This is a genomic window from Amycolatopsis sp. TRM77291, assembly GCF_054166285.1.
Genome location: NZ_JBSZHF010000001.1, coordinates 3,735,728 through 3,756,451, shown reverse-complemented (window position 1 = coordinate 3,756,451; position 20,724 = coordinate 3,735,728). Strand labels below are relative to the sequence as shown.

14 protein-coding genes and 1 pseudogene are annotated in these 20,724 nt (G+C 69.3%); 9 read left to right on the top strand and 6 right to left on the bottom strand.

Translation table 11 applies throughout. From position 1 onward, the window contains the following. Positions 1–3 precede the first annotated feature (3 nt). The 4 genes and pseudogenes from ACXIZN_RS17510 (at position 4) to ACXIZN_RS17495 (ending at position 4,904) form a co-directional block, all read left to right on the top strand. Positions 4–909: a LysR family transcriptional regulator gene (locus tag ACXIZN_RS17510; protein ID WP_410649596.1), complete on the top strand. Its 906-nt coding sequence runs from the start codon at positions 4–6 to the stop codon at positions 907–909. A gap of 340 nt (positions 910–1,249) precedes the next feature. Continuing rightward, entirely contained in the window at positions 1,250–2,356 is a 1,107-nt protein-coding gene (locus tag ACXIZN_RS17505) for an acyltransferase domain-containing protein (RefSeq protein ID WP_457955690.1), read from the top strand. A gap of 58 nt (positions 2,357–2,414) precedes the next feature. Next, positions 2,415–4,311 (top strand): annotated as a pseudogene (locus tag ACXIZN_RS17500) (cytochrome c oxidase subunit I); the annotation flags it as partial. Positions 4,312–4,364: 53 nt separating this feature from the next. Next, entirely contained in the window at positions 4,365–4,904 is a 540-nt protein-coding gene (locus tag ACXIZN_RS17495) for a bifunctional nuclease family protein (protein WP_457955689.1), read from the top strand. 73 nt (positions 4,905–4,977) lie between these two features. Here ACXIZN_RS17495 and ACXIZN_RS17490 read toward each other — a convergent pair whose 3' ends face one another. The 4 genes from ACXIZN_RS17490 to ACXIZN_RS17475 form a co-directional block, all read right to left on the bottom strand. Further along, complete coding sequence (locus ACXIZN_RS17490) at positions 4,978–10,470, bottom strand: ATP-binding protein (protein WP_457955687.1); 5,493 nt, start codon at positions 10,468–10,470, stop codon at positions 4,978–4,980. Between the two features lie 1,228 nt (positions 10,471–11,698). Continuing rightward, on the bottom strand, positions 11,699–13,141 hold the full coding sequence (locus tag ACXIZN_RS17485; protein ID WP_457955686.1) for a glycosyltransferase family 39 protein: 1,443 nt from the start codon (positions 13,139–13,141) through the stop codon (positions 11,699–11,701). A gap of 25 nt (positions 13,142–13,166) precedes the next feature. Continuing rightward, on the bottom strand, positions 13,167–14,465 hold the full coding sequence (locus tag ACXIZN_RS17480; protein WP_457955685.1) for a diguanylate cyclase: 1,299 nt from the start codon (positions 14,463–14,465) through the stop codon (positions 13,167–13,169). A 21-nt stretch (positions 14,466–14,486) separates the two neighbouring features. Beyond that, entirely contained in the window at positions 14,487–16,043 is a 1,557-nt protein-coding gene (locus ACXIZN_RS17475; protein WP_457955684.1) for an MFS transporter, read from the bottom strand. A gap of 190 nt (positions 16,044–16,233) precedes the next feature. On the opposite strand from ACXIZN_RS17475, the gene ACXIZN_RS17470 reads away from it, so the two are divergent. Then, a complete protein-coding gene (locus ACXIZN_RS17470) occupies positions 16,234–16,452 on the top strand; it encodes a hypothetical protein (RefSeq protein WP_457955683.1) in 219 nt (72 codons plus the stop codon). On the opposite strand, the gene ACXIZN_RS17465 is transcribed toward ACXIZN_RS17470, so the two are convergent. Continuing rightward, positions 16,449–17,387, bottom strand: a complete 939-nt coding sequence (locus tag ACXIZN_RS17465; protein WP_457955682.1) for a GlxA family transcriptional regulator — start codon at positions 17,385–17,387, stop codon at positions 16,449–16,451. The two genes, ACXIZN_RS17470 and ACXIZN_RS17465, sit on opposite strands and share 4 nt — an antisense overlap. A 92-nt stretch (positions 17,388–17,479) precedes the next feature. Here ACXIZN_RS17465 and ACXIZN_RS17460 point away from each other — a divergent pair, with 92 nt between their 5' ends. Genes ACXIZN_RS17460 through rnhA form a run of 4 tightly spaced genes read left to right on the top strand, consistent with a single transcriptional unit; the run spans position 17,480 to position 19,958 of the window. Next, positions 17,480–17,899 carry a DUF6010 family protein gene (locus ACXIZN_RS17460; protein ID WP_034319495.1) on the top strand — a complete coding sequence of 140 codons (420 nt, stop codon included), beginning with the start codon at positions 17,480–17,482 and terminating at the stop codon, positions 17,897–17,899. A 25-nt stretch (positions 17,900–17,924) separates the two neighbouring features. After that, the gene (locus tag ACXIZN_RS17455; RefSeq protein WP_457955680.1) at positions 17,925–18,218 is read left to right on the top strand and encodes a putative quinol monooxygenase; all 294 of its coding nucleotides are present in this window, start codon (positions 17,925–17,927) and stop codon (positions 18,216–18,218) included. A 45-nt stretch (positions 18,219–18,263) separates the two neighbouring features. Further along, positions 18,264–19,454, top strand: a complete 1,191-nt coding sequence (gene dinB / locus ACXIZN_RS17450; RefSeq protein ID WP_457955679.1) for a DNA polymerase IV — start codon at positions 18,264–18,266, stop codon at positions 19,452–19,454. Positions 19,455–19,475: 21 nt separating this feature from the next. Further along, positions 19,476–19,958, top strand: a complete 483-nt coding sequence (gene rnhA, locus ACXIZN_RS17445) for a ribonuclease HI (RefSeq protein ID WP_457955678.1) — start codon at positions 19,476–19,478, stop codon at positions 19,956–19,958. Here the strand turns inward: rnhA and ACXIZN_RS17440 are convergent. Beyond that, a complete protein-coding gene (locus tag ACXIZN_RS17440; RefSeq protein ID WP_457955676.1) occupies positions 19,955–20,626 on the bottom strand; it encodes a hypothetical protein in 672 nt (223 codons plus the stop codon). The two genes, rnhA and ACXIZN_RS17440, sit on opposite strands and share 4 nt — an antisense overlap. Positions 20,627–20,724 lie beyond the last annotated feature (98 nt).

Here is a 20,724-nt window from a genome sequence, read left to right as displayed (position 1 = left end):
GCTATGACCACACCCGATCTGGACTCCCTGCGGCTGCTGGTGCTCGTGGACGAGCTCGGCAGTATCGGCCAGGCCGCGGCCAGCCTCGGGATCGCGCAGCCGTCGGCGAGCAAACGACTGTCCACAGTCGAGCGAAGGCTGGGGCTGGTGCTGGTCGACCGCACGCGGCGCGGCTCCGCGCTCACCCCCGACGGCCGGGTCATCGCCGGCTGGGCGCACCGCGTGCTGTCCGAACTCGACGGTCTGCTCGACGGCGCCGAAGCCCTGCGCACCCAGCACGAGGCGCATCTGCGGGTCGCCGCGAGCATGACACTGGCCGAGTACCTCGTGCCCGGGTGGATCGGCGAGCTCAAACGCGGCGACCCCGGGCTCTACCTCGGCCTGGAGGTCACCAACTCCGACCAGGCCGCCGAACTGGCGCGGGAGGGCAAGGTCGACCTCGGGTTCGTCGAGTCGCCCGGTTCGCTGCCCGGCCTTTCGTCCCGGCGGGTGGCCACCGATCACCTGGTCCTCGTCGTGCCGGCGGGTCATCCGTGGACGCGCAAGCGCCGGCCCGTGACCGCGGCCGAACTGGCGATCACGCCGCTCGTGGTCCGCGAACCGGGTTCCGGGACCAGGGAGACCGTGGACGCCGCGTTGCGCAAGGCCGGTGTCGGCCCGGCGAAACCGTTGCTGGAACTCGGGTCCGCCTCCGCGGTCGGCAACGCCGTGATCGCGGGCGCCGGTCCGGCGGTGATCAGCGAACTCGCCATCGTCCGGGACGTCGCCGAAGGCAGGCTCGTCCCGGTCCCGGTGGACGGCGTCGACTTCGGCCGGGAACTGCGCGCGGTGTGGCCCGCCGGGCGGCGGCTCGCCGGCCCGGCCGCGGAACTGCTGAGCATCGCGGTCCGGAATGCGAAAGCCCGCTGAACCCTTTCACGTTCTCTTCGCGTGATACCGAATCCGTCATCGGCGTGCTACCGGCGATAGGGCGAATCGCCGTCGATTTCCGGAAATAGGTACGGACCACCATTCCCGGTGGTCCGATGGGAGCGGTTCGAACTGCCCTTCCCTGCTGTCGAGGGAAAACATGGGACCTTCGACACTTTCTCACGGCGGAAACGCGTCGATCTTCGCGGTTCGCGGGCCCGCGTTCCGCCATTCGGTTCCTGTGCCCGGAAACCGTACTGCCGAGTATTGACGTGCCGCCGCGTCTGCGTTTAAGTACGCTCGGTCATCAATTCACTCTTCCGTGTTTCGGAGGCTTCCCGTGGGAAAGGACGTCAGCGTCCTCCGCCTGTCCGCGCCGACCGTCGCCGAGATGGGGTGCCTGCTCGACCGCGACGACCTTCCGCGCACCGGCGACATCGGCCGCGGCCGGATCCGCCTCAGCCTCGTCGACCCGACGCCCAAACGACTGAACCTGGCCAGGAAAGTGGTCGCGAAGGGCAGACCGTGGCGCGGCCGCAACGACCTCTGGTTCGTTCCGGAACCGCTGCTCGGCGCGGGAGGTGGCAAACTCGCCTTCGTCTTTCCTGGGCCGGAGAACACCTGCGAGACGCATGCCGACGACGTCCGGCTGGGCAGGCTGCTCGACACGGCCTTGCGCCGTCTGCGCGTCACCCCGGACGCGCTCGCCGGGCACAGTCTGGGGGAGTGGACCGCCATGGCCATCGCCGGCATCCACGCCGACACCGAGGTGGGCACGTTCCGGGCGGGTTTCGACCCGGACGCGCTCAAGGCGCCGGGGCTGGCCTTCGCGGTGATCGGCGCGGCGGCGTCCACGGTCGCCGAAGTCCTCAAAGGACAGTCCGAAGTGGTCATCTCCCAAGATAACGCGCCACACCAGACGATGATCTGCGGGTCCGCGGGAGCCGTCGACGGCTTCGTGCGCGGATTCCGTGCCGACGGCGTGATCTCTCATGTGCTGCCGGCCCGGCCCGCGTTCCACACCCCGATGCTCGCACCGTGTCTCGGCCCGATCCGCGAGGCCGCCGAGCGTCATCCTCCGCGTCCGGCGAAACTCGTGGTCTGGTCGGCCACGACGGGCAGGCCCTACCCGGCGTCGGCCGGGGACGTACGTGACCTGTTCGTGCGGCATCTGCTGGAGCCGGTGCGGTTCCGCGGCCTCGTCGAGAACATGTACGCGGCCGGGTTCCGCGCGTTCGTGCAGATGGGCGCCGGGCAGCTCGGCTCGCTGATCGGGAACACCCTGCACGACCGTGAGCACCTCGTCGTCGCCGCGCATCCGGCGCATCGTCCGGGGCTCCCGCGACTACTGCGAGTCGCCACGGCCTTGTGGGCCGACGGGGCCGATCCGGCGTTCGGGCTCCTGCCGGGACTAGCCCTTCAGCCTCTTGAAAAATCCCACGTGTAGGGGCTCTCCTGGAGGGGTACCAGCTTTCAGAAGGTGCGTCCTCGTGCTGGGAGTCGTCATGACCGCGGTGAAGACATCGCCCCGACCGGAGGCCGTCCGATTCGGCGGACGGCGCCGGGCGCCCAAGGGCAGCGTGTTCCTCAACATCGTTCGCACCACCGACCACAAGACGATCGGCGTGCTCTACCTGAGCACCTCGTTCGGGTTCTTCCTCGTCGGCGGGTTCATGGCGCTGCTGATGCGCGGCGAACTGGGCAGGCCGGGCATGCAGTTCCTCTCCCAGGAGCAGTACAACCAGCTGTTCACCATGCACGGCCTCATCATGCTGCTGCTGTACGCGACACCGAACCTCTTCGCCTTCGCGAACTACATCCTGCCGCTGCAGATCGGGTCACCGGACGTCGCCTTCCCGAGGCTGAACGCGTTCTCCTACTGGCTGTATCTCTTCGGCGGGCTGATGACGCTCAGCGCGTTCCTCACGCCGAGCGGGGCGCCCGACTTCGGGTGGACGATGTACACGCCGCTGTCCAACGCCGCGCACACCCCGGGCGTCGGCGCCGATCTGGTGATCATGGGCCTGATCGTCTCCGGGCTCGGGACGATCCTCGGCGCGGTCAACATGGTCACCACCATCCTCTGCCTGCGCGCGCCAGGGATGACCATGTGGCGGTTGCCGCTGTTCACCTGGAACATCCTGTTCACCACGATCCTGATCCTGGCGGTCTTCCCGATCCTCACCGCGGCCCTGTTCGGGCTGATGGCCGACCGGCGGCTGGGCGCGCACGTCTTCGATCCGGCCAACGGCGGGGCGATCCTGTTCCAGCACCTGTTCTGGTTCTTCGGCCATCCCGAGGTGTACATCGTCGCGTTGCCGTATTTCGGCATCATCACCGAGATCGTCCCGGTGTTCAGCCGGAAACCGCTCTTCGGTTACAAGCTCATGGTGTTCGCGACGATCGCGATCACCGCGCTGTCCTTCGCCGTGTGGGCGCACCACATGTTCGCCACCGGCGCGGTGCTGTTGCCGTTCTTCTCCATCATGACCTTCCTCATCGCGGTGCCGACCGGGATCAAGTTCTTCAACTGGATCGGCNTTCGGTTACAAGCTCATGGTGTTCGCGACGATCGCGATCACCGCGCTGTCCTTCGCCGTGTGGGCGCACCACATGTTCGCCACCGGCGCGGTGCTGTTGCCGTTCTTCTCCATCATGACCTTCCTCATCGCGGTGCCGACCGGGATCAAGTTCTTCAACTGGATCGGCACCATGTGGAAGGGGCAGCTCACCTTCGAGTCACCGATGCTGTGGTCGATCGGGTTCATGGTGACGTTCCTGCTCGGCGGGCTGACCGGGATCATCCTGGCCGCGCCGCCGCTGGACTTCCACATCCACGACAGCTATTTCGTGGTGGCGCATTTCCACTACGTGCTGTTCGGCACCATCGTGTTCGCCACCTTCGCCGGGATCTACTTCTGGTTCCCCAAGATGACCGGGCGGATGCTCGACGAGCGGCTCGCGAAGCTCCATTTCTGGACCACGTTCATCGGCTTCCACACGACGTTCCTCGTGCAGCACTGGCTCGGTAACGAAGGGATGCCGCGCCGCTACGCCGACTACCTGAGCACCGACGGTTTCACCTTGCTGCACACGATCTCCACGATCGGTTCCTTCCTGCTCGGCGCTTCGGTGCTGCCGTTCCTGTGGAACGTCGTCCGCAGCTACCGGTTCGGGGAGGTCGTCGAAGTGGACGATCCGTGGGGACACGGGAATTCCCTGGAATGGGCGACGACCTGTCCGCCACCCCGGCACAACTTCCTCGATCTCCCGAGGATCCGGTCCGAACGCCCGGCGTTCGAACTCCACTACCCCCACATGATCCCCAGGCTGCGCGCCGAGGGGCATACGACGCCGTTCCAGCGTCGTGACCAGGCCACGCCGTCGGAAGTGTTGGCGGACAAGGCATTGAAGGACGACGACACCGCCTGAGGCGAGGGAATGAGGTACCGCGCATGATCCCCATGGATGTCGAAGGGATGGCAGTCCTGGCCCCGGAAGCGGCACCGGTGATGTTGCTGCGGGAGCGGGAGGGCGAACGCCGCTGGCTGGCGATCACTATCGGCGGCCCCGAAGCGAGCGCGGTGGCGCTCGCGCAGGAGCAGATCCGGCTGCCGCGGCCGGGCACGATCGAACTGATCGGCCAGGTGGTCGAGTCGTTCGGGCACCGGGTCACCGGCGTGCAGGTCACCGCGCTGCGGGACGGCATCTTCTTCGCCGACCTGGTACTCGATTCCGGTATCCGCGTCTCGGCGCGGCCGAGCGACGCGGTCGCCATCGGCTTGCGCGCCGGCGTCGGGATCGAGGTGGCCGACGCGGTACTGGAGGTCGCCTCCGTACGGGTCGAGATCGTCGGTTCCGGGCCGGACGCGGAACTGCCCGCGGTGCCGTCGGATCCGGTCGCGCAGGAACGGGCGGTCGAGGAGTTCCGGGAGGCACTGGACAAGATCGCGCCGGAGGACTTCGGGGAACTGCCGCCCGACCCACCGCGCTAACCCCTCCGTAACGCCATGAAGGTCCTTTCCTTGCGAAATTCGCAAGGAAAGGACCTTCATGGCACGTGAGGGGCTACTGCTGCTTGGCCAAGCCCTGCTCGATCGCCTCGATGATGCGCGGCCGCATCTCGGCGGCGCTGATGATCGCGTCCACCGAACCGACCTTCACCGCACGCTCGATGCTGTGCACGCCGTCGAACTCGGCCGCGACCGCGCCCAGCTTCTCGGACCGCACCGACGACTGGAGTTCCGCCAGTTCCGCCGCCAGCGCGGCGCGTTCGGCACCGGTCGCCCCGCTGAGCTTCTCCGTCAGCGACCGCACCCGCGGATCCGCCGCCGTCCGCGCGTTGACCTCACCCGCGAACACGACCGCCGCGGCGGGCGCGCCGCCGAGCACCGAGGCGAACGAGCCTTCCAGCGCCAGCACCGTCATGTTCGGGTTCAGCGCCTTCGAGAAGACCACGAACGCGCCGCCGTGGTACCGCGAGATCACGGTGAACACGATCGGGCCCTCGAAGTTGACGATCGCCCGGCCGATCTCCGCGCCGTACTCCAGCTGGAGCTTCCGCATCGACTCCGGCGAACCGTCGAAGCCGGACAGGTTCGCCAGCACCACCAGCGGCCGGTTGCCGCTGGCCGCGTTGATCGCCCGCGCCGCCTTCTTCGACGACCGCGGGAACAGCGTGCCCGCGGTGTAGGTGTCCGGGCCGTCGGTGGGCGGGAAGCCGCGGCGCGGCACCGAACGCGACTCGATCCCGAGCAGGCAGACCGGCCGCCCGCCGAGGTGCACGTCCTGCACGGCCGCGGTCTCCGCGTCCGCCATGCCCGGCCAGCGTTCCAGCACCGGGTGGTCCTGGTCCGACAGCGCGCGCATCACGGTGCGGATGTCGAACGGCTTCTTGCGGTCCGGGTTGGCCTCCCGCGAGAAGATCTGGCCCACCGTGGTGAAATCGCTGTCGACGGCCGCGTGCGGGAACGACGAGATGTCCCGGTCGATCGGGTCGTTCGTGACCGCCTTGCGGGGGCCGGGCTCGCCCGGCGCCACGTAGGTGTGGTCGTAGTGCGACATCAGCACGTCACGCGCCGCGGCGAGGTTCGGCGCCCAGTACTGCGCCTGGCCGTTCGGGCCCATCACGCGGTCGTAGCCGCCGATGCCGAAGTTGTCCTCCGCCGACACGCCACCGGAGAAGTCGAGCGACTGCTTGCCGGTCAGCACCATCGCGGAATCCGGCGTCATCACCAGGATTCCCTTGGTGTGCATGAGCATCGTCGCTTCGGCGTTCCAGTACGGCTGGGCGCCGACGTTGATCCCGGCGACGACGATGTTGATCTCGCCGCCGTTCTGGGTGAAGTGCACGATCCGCTTCAGGGCGGCCGCGACCCAGTCCATGTTCTCGGTACCGGACTCCATCGAGATCCGGGCCCCCGCCGAGAGCGCGTACCACTCCAGCGGGACCCGCAGCCGCTCGGCGAGGTCCAGCGCCGCGATCACCCGGGAGCATTCCGGCTCCGAGAGCGCGCCGAGCGCCTTCGTCGGGTCGCCGAGCAGCACCACGCGCTTGACGCCCTCCGGGTGCCGTTCGGTCGGCGTGGTGACCACGCCGGCGACGATCGCCGCCTTGTTGCGGCCCTTCTTCCGGTCGACCGGGACGAGGGTGTTCGTGTCGTCCATGTCGTACTCGGTGAACGAGCCGAGCATCTCGGTCAGCTCGTACGGGTACACCGTGTCGCGGCGACGGGCGCGCAGGACGTTCTGGCGGTAGTCGTCGAGCGGCAGGATCGGCTCGGTGGTGGGCTCGGACAGCGACATCTGCACGCCGCCGCTGACGTCGTAGCCGATCCGCACGGCGACCTCTTTGACCTCACCGGTCGCGCGGTCGCGCTGCCTGCCGAGGAACTGGACCTCTTCGAGACCCGCGCCCGCCGTGGACGGCTGCACACGCTGGGCGACGGTGTCCAGCTCCTCGCCGGTGAGCTCGCTGGTCGGCCACACGTACAGCATGATCCGGTTGGTGTCGAAGCGTTTCCTCGGCGGAAGCTTCGCCTGCACCTCGCGGATCGCGTCGAGGCAACCCGCCAGCGTGCCTTCGACCGCGGGCAGCGCCAGCAGCTTGCCGTCGTTGTCCCGCAACGGGGTCAGGTCGCGGACCTGGGCGAGCGCGACCAGCCGCTGGTCCGACGGATTCATCGGCGAGACGCACTTGAACAGGTAGACGTCCTCGTCGCCCGACGGCAGCCGGGTGAGGTCGAAGTTCGCCAGGCGCTGCAGCTGCATCCGCTGGGCGATCAGCGGGTGGAGGCCGCGGATCAGCCGCTCTTCGCTGAACCCGGTCGAGGACGGGCGGAAGGTGAAGTGGTGGTGCATCACCGCGCCGCCGTGCCCGGCGACGGTGGTGGTGATCCGCCGGATGCGGCTCGGCAGCGACTCGGCCGTGAGGACCTCGCGCAGGCCTGCCGCCATCGTGTCGTCGTCGGCGGACTCGTCGTCCCAGGTCAGGTAGAGGTCCGCCTCGACGTCGGTGTCGGCGGGCAGCTTCGCGGCGAGATCGGCGACCGCCTTGATCGCCCCGGGGAGCCCGGCGCGGTCGACGGCGGTGGTGGCCATGTGGAACCGCTCGTTGTCGTCGGTGTAGTCACCGGTGACGAACGTGCAGCCGCCGACGGTGACCTGCTGGACACCGGTGAGCGCGCGGTTGCCGTAGTAGCGGCGGCTCAGCACTTCCAGCAGCGGGGTGTGATCGGTGCCGGGGCGGCCGATCCGCTGCCCGAGCAGGCGGACCAGCGGCTGCGCGCTGGCCAGCATGCTCGCGATCCGCTCGGCGCGGTCCGGCGAATCCGGGTGCAGGTCGAGGTGACGCAGATGCTTACGGACCTCGCTGTACACCTCGGCGCGAGTGCGGCGGAGCAGCGGCTGGGCGAACCAGCGGAACACGACGCTGCGCGCCAGGTCGCCGACCACCGGGAACCGGAGCTGTGTGGCGGCGATGAGCGCCTCCAGCGCCTTGCCCGCCGGCTCGCGCATCGACTCGAACGGCTGCGGCTCGGTGAGCCACTGCCGCAGCAGCGCGGTGACGACCGCGACGTCGGACGAGGTCCGCTGCTGGGCGAGGAAGATGCGGAAGACCGCCTCTTCCAGTTCCGGCGTGCGCTCCAGGTCGTCGATGCCGTAGTGCGACAGCACCTTCTTGAGCTTGTTCTGGAACGACTCCGACAGCCCGGCGCGTTCGACGTCGAGGCTCTGCAGATAGGTGTGGAAGAACTCGCGGGAGCTGTGCACCCGCGTGTCGGTCTTGGTGTCTTCGCGCGCCGGCTTGTTGCGCATCAGCTCGGAGAGGTCCGCGAACACGGTCAGCAGCTCGACCTCGCCCTCCAGCGGGCGGTCGCCGTTGCTCTCGAGCTCGGAGCGGGCGGCGAGGTACGTGCTGAGCGTGCGGCGCTCGTCGTGCGGGTCCACGTCGAAGCCGAGCAGGAGACTGCGCAGATCCTGCTGGCCGCGGGTGACCCGCTGCGCGGCCGAGGTGTCGTCCGGTTCCGCGGGCAGTTCGATCTCGACACTGCCGGTGTCTTCGGCGACCTCGGCGCCTTCCTCCGCCAGCGGCTCGAGCCGCAGCAGGGGAGCGCCGGTCTCGACCTGGCTGCCGACCGAGACGACGCACTCGCGCAGCTTCGCGCGGAACGGCGCGCGGAGCACCGTCTCCATCTTCATGCTCTCCAGCACCAGCACGGGCGCGCCCGCCTCGACCTCCGCGCCGACCTCCAGCGGGGTCGCGACGACGAGCGCGGGCGCCGGGGAGCGGACGACGCCGCCCTCGTCCCGGCTGATCCGGTGGGTGACGCCGTCGACCTCGACCAGGTGGATCGGCCCGTGCGTGCCGGTGACCAGGCGGAACCGGGTGCCGTTGACGGTGATCTGGCCGGTGTGCTCGTCGAACCGGTCGACCTCGACGTCGGCGGGGTGGATGTCGCCGCCGCCCGCCGAGACGCCGACGCGGAACCGGCGGTGGCCGATCCTGGCGACGCTCACGCGGTACGCGGCGCCGCGCAGTTTGAGGTCGAGCGGACGGCCGCTCTCGTGCTGGACCTGCGGGCGGCCGCCGTGCGCGGTGGAGAGCAGCCGTTGGCGTTCAACGGCTTCCTCGTCCTCGTACGCCTCGATCGCGGCGGCCGCGAGCGCGATCGCCGAGTGGCGGTGGGTGACGAGCTTGCCTTCGCCGCGGACGCGGTCGATCCAGCCGGTGTCGGCGCTGCCGTCGATCACCTCGGGCTGGTCGAGCAGATCGAGGACGAAGCTCTTGTTGGTCGCGCCGCCCTCGATGATGACCGTGGTCTGGGCCATTGCGCGGCGCAGACGGCCGAGCGCCTCGTCACGGTCGCGGCCGTAGGCGATGATCTTCGCGATCATCGAGTCGAAGTCGGCCGGGATCGTGTCGCCTTCGCTGACTCCCGTGTCGACCCGGATACCCGGGCCGGCGGGCAGGTCCAGGCGCGCGATGCGGCCGGGCGACGGCGCGAAGTCGCGGTCCGGGTCCTCGGCGTTGAGCCGCGCCTCGACGGCGTGCCCGAACTCGGCGGGCTGGACGCCGTCGAGCTTGCCGCCGGAAGCGACGTGCAACTGGGCCTTGACCAGGTCCATGCCGGTGGTCAGCTCGGTGATCGGGTGCTCGACCTGCAGGCGGGTGTTGACCTCGAGGAACGCGAACAGCTTGTCGCCGGGGTGGTAGAGGAACTCGACCGTGCCGGCGCCGCGGTAGCCGACCGCGAGCGCGAGCCGCTCGGCGGACCGCTTCAGCTCGTCGGCCTGCTCGGGTGCCAGCACCGGGGAGGCGGACTCCTCGATGATCTTCTGGTTGCGGCGCTGCACCGAACAGTCGCGGACGCCGAGCGCCCACGCGGTGCCCTGGCCGTCGGCGATGACCTGGACCTCGACGTGCCGGGCGCCGGTGACCAGGCGCTCCAGGAAGACGACGCCGCTGCCGAAGGCGCGCTCGGCCTCCAGGCTGGTGCGCTCGTAGGCGTCCTCGAGCTCGTCGGGGGAGGTGATGACGCGGATACCGCGCCCGCCGCCGCCCGCGGTCGCCTTGAGCATCAGCGGGTAGCCGATCTCGTCGGCGGCCTTGATGGCGGCGTCGAGGTCCGCGACGGCGCCGCGGCTCCACGGGGCGACCGGGACGCCGACCTCTTCGGCGATCAGCTTCGCGCCGATCTTGTCGCCGAGCTTGCGCATGGCGTCCGCGCTCGGGCCGATGAAGGTGACGCCCAGCCGCTCACACAGCTCGGCGAAGGCCGGATCCTCGGCCACGAACCCCCAGCCGACCCAGGCCGCGTCGGCCCCGGTCTCGGTCAACGCCCGCTCCAGCACGGCGAAATCCAGATACGGACGCGCCGACGCGGGGCCGAGGTTGTAGCTGATGTCGGCTTCCCGCACGAACGTCGCCGACCGGTCCGCGTCCGTGAAGAGCGCGACGGTCTCGATCCGCCGTCCGGTCTCCGCCGAAAGCTCGCGGACGGCGTGGATGAGCCGCATCGCGGCTTCTCCGCGGTTGACGATGGCGACACGACTGAACACCGACTGAGCCTCCCAAGTGCGCGACACCGCCCCGCCGGATCACGCGCGGGACAGTCTTCTGTTCCTGCCAACAGCCTGCCTCTTACCGGCCGGTACGAGAATGTCGTCGGTGACGCATGCCGAGGGCCGGGTGTTGTAGGAACCCGCCAAAAAGTGTCCTGGAACACCTAGTAGAGGGGGCTGATGACGTGATGAAGTGGACAACTGGGGGTCGGGCTTGGTAGCCGGGTTCGCGAGGTGTCATCCGGTGTTCACGCCGGTTTCATCGGGGATGTTCCGGCGGGTCGTGGCCGGCGCTCTGGGGTGTCTTGGTCGGTTCGTGGTCGTTTCTTGGGGCGGCTGGTCGGGGTGGCGGCTGTTGGGGTACGGCGGTGTTGGTTGTCGCGTGTCCGGAATCTTGGCGACAGGTGTGTTGTGTCCTCGATCGAGCTATGGCCGTATTTCGGCAACGGTGGTTGCTCTGAGTGCGACATTGCGGTGGTCGTTTTCCGGCGACGGCCGGAGGTTGGCTGTGTGACGGGCGTGGCGGCGAGGTGTGAGCCGTCATCGAGTGGTGCTTCGGTCTTTGGCCGGATTCTGGCAACGGTTTCAGACCGTGGCCGTTTTTCGGCGACGGAAGCCGGCTGTATCGCGGGCCCAGTCACAGACTGCGAGACACCACCGCGTGGTGCGCCGGCTCTGGCTCTGTAGCCGGATTCCGGCAACGATCCCAGGGCTGGGCGGTGTGGTCGGTTTCTGGCGACGGCGTCAGGTGCATGGCTGGGTGGTAGCCGTATTGCGGGCGTGGCCTTGAGGCGTCATCACGTGGTGTGCGCGGTCTCTGGTTTCGTGGCCGGTTTCTGGCGATGGTCGCAGGGCTGGGCGATGTGGTCGTTTTCGGCGATAGGCGCCGGGCGCTAGCTGTAGGACGGGCGCAGCCGCAGGTCGCGAAACGCCATCACAGGGTGCGCAGTCCTTGGCTCGGTGGCCGGGTTCCGGCAACGAAATCAGCCCTGCGGGCAACCGTGGTCGTTTTTCGGNCTCCAACCGCGCGATCCCCTCCGACGCGGCAACCGCGGCAGCCACAGCATCCTCACCCTCCAACACATCCAACGCCGCATTGACCTCCCGCAGCAGATCAGCCGACGTGATTTCCTTGAGTACCGCCACAACGGCGTCGCGTGTATCCACACACCGAAACTACAACCGACCACCGACAATTCCGGTTCTACAGGAACAGGTAGCCCGATCAGTAGTAGTGCCGCAATTCGCCCCACAGCGCAGGCCAAGGCCGCGAAGTCCCCGCACACAAGGAAATCCGCACTCCTTGCTCCTCGTTCTCCACTCCCAGCCCGTTGTCGTGCACGGCCGCCTCGCGACATCCGGTGAACCACGCCGGAAGGTACGGCCCCACGACGACCACCGGGCCGACAGCGTCAGCAGGAGGAGGGCCCCAGTCCGCATAGGACATATGCCCCGAGTACACCGACGGAAGCCCGTAGTGCTCCAAAGCCCCCGCCTGCCCGTAATTCCGCGTGAAGATCACCGCGGTCGAGCGCTGCTCCGCCGGGATCCGTTCCCAGACCCGGGTGACCGTAGAAGCCAGCTCCGGCCACCCCACCTGCTCGCCTTGCTCCTTGTTCACCGCCAGGACCGGCGCCAGCGCGGGCTCCGGCAGCAGTGGCAGTCCGACGACGAGCGACACGGCCGCACCCACGAGAGCCAGGAAGACAGCCAGGGCGCGGCGCCAAGTCCGGCCGAGCCAGCGCAGGCAGGGGTTGGCACCGGCGGCCGCGAGCAGTAACAGGAACGGCGCCGAGTAGTACGGTTTTCCGCCCAGCACCAGCAAAATCACGCACAGCACCGGATAGGCCAGCGCCAGGGAGCGGGCCCAGCGAAGGTCAGGATCGCGCCACAGCCTGAGTCCGCCGGCGATCCAGACCGGCACCGCCACGGGAGAGAGATAGAGCAACTGCATCGGCACGAACAGGATCCGGTTCTCCGCGCCGTCGTCCTCGCTGATACCGGAAGCCACGGTCAGCAAAGGGAAATCGTGCGCCGCCTGCCAGATCAGGCCCGGTGCCGCCAGTAGAAACGCGAGCAAAATCCCGGCGGGGAGCCAGGCGGTGCGGAAGACCGCCCGCGGACCGACGGCGAGTACCGCCAGGCCGATCGAGGCGACCATCAGCAGGACGAGCCACTTGCCCTCCAGCCCGATGCCGACGACCGCGCCGACCGCGAGCCACCATCGCCCGTCGCCGGTGCGGAACAGGCGCAGGGTCACCAGGCCCAGCGCGCTCCAGACCAGCATGTCGACGGTGGCGGTCGAGAGCATATGCCCGTCGACCACGACGAACGCGGCCAGGGCGGTCATCACGGCGGTGAGGACCTGCGCGCCGCGCCCACCACCGAGCTCGCGCGCGACCAGCGCCAGCAGGATCACCGTCGCGGCGGCGCACAACGTCGCGACCACGCGCAGACCCGCGGGAGTGGCACCGAAGACGTCGGTGGAGACCCGCGCGAGCAAGGGCGTCAGCGACGGCTGATCGACATAACCCCAGTCGAGCCGTTTGCCCGCGGCGAGGAAGTACAGCTCGTCGCGATGGAAGCCGTACCGGCCGGACAACAGGGTCAGCACCAGAACCTGGATCGCGACCACCAGACCGACCGGACCCCGAGCGAATCGCTCCATCGCGCCTCCCCAGACGACGCGAAGCCTACTGCGCGGGCGGTGCCAGTTCGACCCTGTTGCGGCCGCCTTGTTTCGCGCGGTAGAGCGCCATGTCGGTGGCGACGAGAAGGTCGTCGACGCTGGTGATGTTGGCCGCCGGATACAGCGCCCCGCCGATCGACACCGTCAGATCGGTCAGCACGGTGTCGCGATCGGGCAGCGCGACCGACACCACCGCCACCTGGTGCCGGATCCGTTCGGCCACCTGGAGCAGCGTCTCCTCGCCGTGGATGTCCGGGATGACGATGGCGAACTCCTCGCCGCCCCACCGCCCGCAGACGTCCTGCTCCCGGATCTCGGCGCGCAACGCGTCGCCGACCGCGCGCAGGACGAGGTCGCCGTTGGGATGGCCGTAGGTGTCGTTGATCGTCTTGAAATTGTCGAGGTCGAGGAACAGCACGCCGAGTTTCCGGCCGGCGCGCGTCCGGCCGAGCTGTTCTTCGGCCAGCTGACGCCATCGCCGTTTCGTGACGAGACCGGTGGTGGCGTCGGTGTGCGCGTCGCGCCGATATTGCGTCAGCAGCAGCCCGCGGTGCAGCGCGACCAGCGCGATGACGACCCCGACCAGCACGAGCGGGTTGGCCTGGACGAGGACGACGGCCGTCACGAGGCCGAGGCCGAGCGCGCCCGCCTCGAGGATCTGGTCGCCGAACCCGGAGAACAGTTCGCTGATCGACTTCGGCGGCGACGAAAGCGCGATCGCGATCATCACCAGCGCGGTGTTGATCGCCCACCGCAGGGCCGCGGCGACGATGACGACGGCGAGGTCGCCCAGCCCGGTGAGCAGCCCGGAGTCGGGCGGGCCGGGGTAGTGGCGCATGCCGAGGTTGAGCACGAGGACGGCGGCCTGCGTGCCGCAGAGCACCGTCGCGGCGGAGAAGATCCACCGATGGGGGAGAACCGGCCGTTGGTGTGGCCAGATCCGCAGCCATGCGATGGTGTAGGTCACCACGACCATCGCGGCGGCGAGCACCGGCGGCAGCGCGATGACGGCGGCGACGCTCCACACCGCCTTGGTGTCGACGTAGGCGACCGACGGGGCCCTGTCGTACTCCCGTTGGCGTTCGATCTGCCGGGTGCCCTCGATCGCGATGGCCGCGCACAGCGCCAAGACGCCGAACCGCACCAGGTCGGTACCGGTCACCGGGACCAGCCGGGCCGTGGCGGCGGTCGAGAGGACTGCGATGAGATTCACGACCAGGACGTAGGAGCGCACAGGTCGCGGCAGGCTCCACAGGTGCCAGGCCCTGAGCCGCCGCCGCGCGCCGCCGAGTCGTCCGTCCACGCACCCTCTTCCGTCGGTGATCTACACCGTAATCGAACCGGGACGGCGACGACCGCGTTGTCTCCGACGATAAGACGGGCGGCCACGAATTCCCCCGGACAGCCCAACCGAAACGAGGGAGGTGCACCGATGCAGGACAACAACTGGTGAGTGTTTTGCCGGGTAGATCGCTATTTCGAGGGAGGTGAACGACATGCGGGACAACAACTGGACGTGAGTGATCTCGCCCACGAGCGCGCGGCTTCGCGAAGGGAGGTGAACGTAGTGCGTGACAACAACTGGACGACCCGTCGTGACAACAACTGGACGTGATGTGTCAGGAACCGTGCTCGCCAACGGGTGTCGTCCCGCCGAGAGGCCCCATCTCAGGGCCGCGGCGGGCGGGGGGCGGGGGGGCCACGACACCGCCCGTGACCAGCCTGCCCCGGCGACAGCGGCGACCACGACTCCCGCGCCCGCCGCGACGGTGACCACGGTGGTCGGCGCGACGACCTGGGCCAGCAGCCCGGCGGCCGCGATCCCCGCCGCCTGAGCCGCCCGCAACGCGGCGATCGCGACCCCGATCACCTGACCGCGATGGGCGGGCGGCGCGGCGAGACTGTACTGCGTCTGCGTGATCATGTCGTGCGCGGAGAACACTCCCGAGATCGTCCACAGCACGACGATCGTGACCAGGCCCGGAGCCCAGCCGGTCGGGATCAGCACCAGGCTGCTCGCCACCGCCAGCGCGCCCAGCACCCGGATCTGCCGTTCGCGCGGGACGCGGCTCAGCAGGATCCCGCCGAGCACCGAACCGACCGGATTCGCGGCCAGCAGCCACGGCAACGCGCCCGCGCCGCCCAGTTCGGCGGCGACCGGGACGGCGAGCCCCTCGGGTACGACGTAGAAACCGCAGCAGCAGGCGATGAGCAGCAGCCAGCGCAGCTTGCGGTCGCGCGCCACCAGACGGCAGCCCGCGATCAGGGACGGACGTTCGTGGTGAGCGGGTGCCGAGGGCGGGAATCGTTCGAGGCCGAAGTGGAGCATGAGCGCCGACAGCGCGAACGTTCCCGCGTCGATCAGCAGCGCGCCCGGCACGCCGAGGCCGGTGACGACGGCGGCGCCCGCGCCGAAGCCCACCACGAGCCCGGCCTGGTACGTGGACGAGACGACGGCCTGGCCGACGACCAGCCGGTCCGGGTCGAGCAGATCCGGCAGCATCGCCTGCCTGGCCGCGTGGAACGGCCCGGCCATGAGCTGCACGAGGAACAACAGCGCGGCCGCGACGGGCAGCGGGAGCCCGGGCACCGCCATCAGCGCGATCAGGACGGCGCGGCCGACGTCGGTCACCACCATCACGGTGCGGCGCGAGAACCGGTCCGCGATGCCGCCCAGGGCGCCGCCGAGAAGATCGGGCACGAAGGTCAGCGCGTACGCCGCCGAGGCCCACCCCGCCGACGACGTCCGGTCGAACACCAGCACCGTGAGCGCGACCCTGGCCAGCTGGTCGCCGGCGACCGAGAGCAGATGAGCGAGCCAGATCCGGCGGAATCCGGCGACCGCGAAGACGCTGCGGAACGACGCCGCCCGGGCTGGCATGCGCTTCAGGCTGTCGTGAAGCGGCCACTCGGCGCAACCCTCGGAAAAAATCCGCTCGCCGTGTCGAACCGGCGAGGTCCCGTTCGACGTGTCGGTAAGAGAAGGAACGGAGAATCCGATGTCGCATTCACTGGGCCCGCTGGCGAACAACCTCGCCGCATACGCCATCTACTCGACCGCGTAGACCGAGATGCGTCACGCCTACAAGCTGATCGACGCGGGCGACTACCTTGGCGCCGCCGCGGAGATCGACTCCGCCGCACGCGCCGCCGAAGTGCTCGCCCGTGCCACCTTCGATCTCGACGCCGAGCGCTCGGAACGGTGGCTCAGAGTCGTCGCCGCCCGGAAGCGATTCGCCGAACAGGCCAGGGCGCGGGCGTCGGACACCGTCCTGGCCGTCGCCGCTTAACGGAAAGCGCGCCGATAGGTGCCGGGGCTGACGCCGGTCGTGCGTTTGAACCGGTCACGGAACGCGGTAGGCGAACCGAAACCGACCTCGGCGCCGATCCGTTCGACGGCGTGCTGAGTGGTCTCCAGCAGATGCTGTGCCTGCCGGACCCTCGCGCGGTGCAGCCATTGCAGCGGCGTCGTCCCGGTCTGCTCGCGGAAGTGCCGGATCAGCGTGCGCGTGCTCATCCCGGCGCGCGCGGCGATGTCGGCCAAGGTGAGCTCGCGCGCGAGATTCTCCTGCATCCACAGGAGAGTCGGTTCCAGCGCCGCGCCGCGGGGAGCGGGCGGATGCCGCAGCGCGATGAACTGCGCCTGACCGCCTTCGCGTTCCAGCGCCATGACCGAAAGGCGGGCGGCGTCGGCCGCGATCGCGGAGCCGTGGTCCCGCCGGATCAGATGCAGGCACAGATCCAGGCCGGCGGCGGCGCCCGCGGAGGTCAGGATCTGCCCGTTGTCGACATAGAGCACGTCCGGGTCGACATCGATCTCCGGATACGCCGCGGCCAGCGCCTCGGCGGCGACCCAGTGCGTGGTGGCGCGAAGGCCGTCGAGCAGGCCCGCGGCGGCGAGAACGAAGGTGCCGGAACAGATCGAGGCGATCCGCGTGCCCCTCGCGGCGGCCGAAGTGAGCGCGTCGTGGACGGATTCCGTCAACGGCGCTGCCGGGTCCGAGGTGCCGGGGACGATGATCGTGTCGGCCTCGCGCAGCGCCTCCAGTCCCCACGGCGCGCGCAGGGTGAAGTGCCCGGCGTCGACGTCCGGGCGTTCGGCGCAGACGAGCAGCCGGTAGCCGGCGCTCCCGTCGGCGAGCCGGGTGCGGGTGAAGACCTCGATCGGCGTCGAGAGGTCGAACGGGATCACCTTGTCCAGCGCGAGGACCGCGACGGTGTGCATGAGCGCAACGTACCCGCCCGATGGCGAGATCCCGTTGGAAGGCGTCGTTCACGCCACTGGGAGCGGGCCGCGGCCGGTTCTAGCGTCGAACCATGATGATCATCGCGCCGATTCTCGTCGGTCTCGTCTACGTCGTGCTGATGTCGCTGATCCACGAACCGCACCGGCGCCGCTTCAACGCGATCATGGTCGCGGGGGCAGGTGCCGCCTATCTGAGCGGCGGCGGCCTCGGGATCTGGGAGTTCGCGTTCGCCGCGGTCGTGACCTACGTGGCTTACCGCGGCCTCGAATCCTGGACGTTCATCGGCATCGCCTGGCTGCTGCACACCGGCTGGGACGTCGTCCACCACCTCAAGGGCGCCCCGATCATCCCGTTCCTGCACGATTCGTCGTTCGGCTGCGCGATCTGCGACCCGGTGATCGCGATCTGGTGTTTCGCCGGGGGACGATCGGTGACGGATTTCGTCCGCGCCCGTGTCGGTTCCCGCCGTCCGCGTTCGTCGGTGGGGTGAACCGATCGGAAGAAGGGATCTCGAGATGACGGTGATCGTGGCGGGCAAGGTGTACGTCGACCCGGAGGAACGGGACCGGTACGTGGCCGGGCACCAGGTGATCGTGGAGAAGGCGCGGGCCTACCCCGGGTGCCTCGACGTGGTGATCTCGGCGGACACGCTGGAACCGGGCCGGGTGAACATCTTCGAGTACTGGGAGTCGGAGGAGGTGCTGAACGCCTGGCGCGCGATCTCGCCGAGGCCGACGTACTCCGCCGAGATCCGGGACGGGGAGGTCTTCAAGCACCGGGTCTCCCATTCCGGGCCGCCGTTCGACTGAGCCGGGCGCTTGGCCGTTGGGCCGTTTGATGCGAACATATGTTCTATGACGACCGAGGGTCCCATCCTGCACGCCGACCTGGACTCGTTCTACGCGTCGGTCGAGCAGCGTGACGACCCGAAGTTGCGCGGGCGGCCGGTCATCGTCGGCGGCGGTGTGGTGCTGGCGGCCAGTTACGAGGCCAAGGCGTTCGGCGTCCGCACGGCGATGGGCGGCGGCCAGGCGCGGCGGCTTTGCCCGGACGCGATCGTGGTCCCGCCCCGGATGCGCGCGTATTCGGCGGCGAGCAAGGCGGTCTTCGAGGTCTTCGGCAACACGACACCGCTCGTGGAAGGCATCTCGATCGACGAGGCGTTCCTCGACGTCGGCGGGCTGCTGAAGATCGCGGGCACCCCGAGCCGGATCGCGGCGAAGCTGCGCAAGGACGTGCTGGAGCAGGTCGGCCTGCCGATCACGGTGGGCGTGGCCAGGACGAAGTTCCTCGCGAAGGTGGCCAGCGGCGTCGCGAAACCCGACGGACTCCTCGTGGTGCCGCACGACAAGGAGCTGGAGTTCCTGCACCCGCTTCCGGTCGAGCGGCTGTGGGGCGTGGGCAAGGTGACGGCGCGGAAGCTCCGCGAGCGCGGCGTCACGACGGTCGGGCAGATGGAGGGGTTCGGGGAGAAGGAACTCGTCCGGATGCTCGGCCGCGGCGTCGGCGCCCATCTCCACGCCCTGTCCCACAACGACGACCCACGCCGCGTGCAGACGGGCCGTCGCCGCCGGTCCATCGGGGCGCAGCACGCGCTCGGCAGCAGGCCGAGGTCTCCCGCCGAGCTCGACGCGATGCTGCTGACCCTTGCCGATCGTCTCGCCCGTCGCCTGCGGGCCGCGCACCGGGTGTGCCGCACGGTCGTGCTGCGGATGCGGTTCGCCGACTTCACCAAGGCGACGCGTTCACACACCCTCATGGAGGCGACCGAGCAGACCGGCGCGATCGTCGCGGCGGCGCGTGACCTGCTAGCGGCGGCGAGACCGCTGATCGACGAACGCGGCCTCACGCTGATCGGGCTCGCGCTCACGAACCTGTCGAAGGACGACGCGATCCAGCTCGCCTTGCCGTTCGCGGCGAAGCAGCGGGACGCGCTCGACTCGACGCTCGACACCGTCCGGGACCGGTTCGGGTCGAAATCCATCACGCGCGCGGTGCATCTCGGGCGGGCCGAGGAGCCGTGGGTGCCGCTGCTGCCGGACTGAACCCGTCGCTAGGGTGTCCCGGTGGCGGAAGTCGAGATCTACACCGATGGTGCGTGCAGCGGGAATCCCGGTCCAGGCGGCTGGGGCGCGGTGCTGCGGTACGGCACCGTCGAGAAGGAGATCTACGGCGGGGATCCCGGGCCCACCACGAACAACCGGATGGAACTGACCGCGCCCATCGAGGCGCTGGAAAGCCTGAAGCGCCGGGTGTCGGTCGACATCTACACCGACAGCACCTACGTCCGGAACGGCATCACCAGCTGGGTGCGGAACTGGAAGAACAACGGCTGGATGACCTCGGCCAAGACGCCGGTCAAGAACGCCGATCTGTGGCGCCGCCTCGACGAAGCCGCCTCGCAACACGACGTCGAATGGCATTGGGTCAAGGGCCATGCCGGGCATCCGGAGAACGAGCGGGCGGACCGCCTCGCCGTCAAAGGCGTGGAAGAGGTCGTCGGACGACCGGTGATCCAGCCCGGCGAGCGGCCCGCCCGGAATCGTTAGCAGCTGACGTTCACCTTCGCGCTCTTGGCGAAGGACACGTGGACGTGGTCCATGTGGTTGGCGGTCGCGCCGCCGCGGTCCTCCATGGTGTCCCAGCCGCTGCCGTCGTTGTAGCGCTGGCGCCAGATGACGTAGGTGACGCCGAAGTCCTTCTGATTCGCGATGAGGTACTCGGCGATGGCGTTGCCGGTGGCGGTGTCCACCATGAAGTCCAGCGCGAGGCCGGAAGGGTGGTCGCTGGCGTTCGCCCGGCCGGCGACACCGCCGACGGTCTTGACGCCGAACTTCGCCTTGACGTGGTTGCCGACCTGGGCGACGTGCGGTTTGGTGCCGGCGAGGTCGGTGGAGCACGCCGTCGCGGCGGGCACGGTCTTCTTGACCGGTGCGGGGGCCTTGGTCGACGTCGTCGGCTTCGGGGGAGCCGAGGAGGTCGAGGGCGGCGGTGTGGTCGTCGTGCTGGAGGGCGGGGTGCTGCTGGTCGACGGCGGGGGCGTCGTGCTGGAGACCGGGGGAGACTTCAGCGCGAGCGCGGCGCTGGCCGCTTCGACGTCAGGGGTACCTGCGGACGTCAGCCACATCGACGCCGGGAGCGCCGTGGCGACCGCTGCCGCGATACCCGCGGGGAGCTTCCACTGCGGAGCCTTGTGCTTGCGATGTCTGCCGGCCATTTCTCTGATCACTCACCACTTCGGGGACGGGAACTCGCGTCGGGGGCCGCGAGCTCCGGGCAACATTACGAAAAGGACACGGCAATGTCACGCCCGAG

Coding starts and splice junctions, on each gene's coding strand:
- dinB (WP_457955679.1), top strand. CDS start 18,264: ATGACGACCGAGGGTCCCATCCTGCACGCCGACCTGGACTCGTTCTAC.
- ACXIZN_RS17485 (WP_457955686.1), bottom strand. CDS start 13,141: ATGGAGCGATTCGCTCGGGGTCCGGTCGGTCTGGTGGTCGCGATCCAG.
- ACXIZN_RS17465 (WP_457955682.1), bottom strand. CDS start 17,387: ATGCACACCGTCGCGGTCCTCGCGCTGGACAAGGTGATCCCGTTCGAC.
- ACXIZN_RS17470 (WP_457955683.1), top strand. CDS start 16,234: ATGCGTCACGCCTACAAGCTGATCGACGCGGGCGACTACCTTGGCGCC.
- ACXIZN_RS17455 (WP_457955680.1), top strand. CDS start 17,925: ATGACGGTGATCGTGGCGGGCAAGGTGTACGTCGACCCGGAGGAACGG.
- ACXIZN_RS17440 (WP_457955676.1), bottom strand. CDS start 20,626: ATGGCCGGCAGACATCGCAAGCACAAGGCTCCGCAGTGGAAGCTCCCC.
- ACXIZN_RS17460 (WP_034319495.1), top strand. CDS start 17,480: ATGATGATCATCGCGCCGATTCTCGTCGGTCTCGTCTACGTCGTGCTG.
- ACXIZN_RS17475 (WP_457955684.1), bottom strand. CDS start 16,043: ATGCCAGCCCGGGCGGCGTCGTTCCGCAGCGTCTTCGCGGTCGCCGGA.
- ACXIZN_RS17510 (WP_410649596.1), top strand. CDS start 4: ATGACCACACCCGATCTGGACTCCCTGCGGCTGCTGGTGCTCGTGGAC.
- ACXIZN_RS17495 (WP_457955689.1), top strand. CDS start 4,365: ATGATCCCCATGGATGTCGAAGGGATGGCAGTCCTGGCCCCGGAAGCG.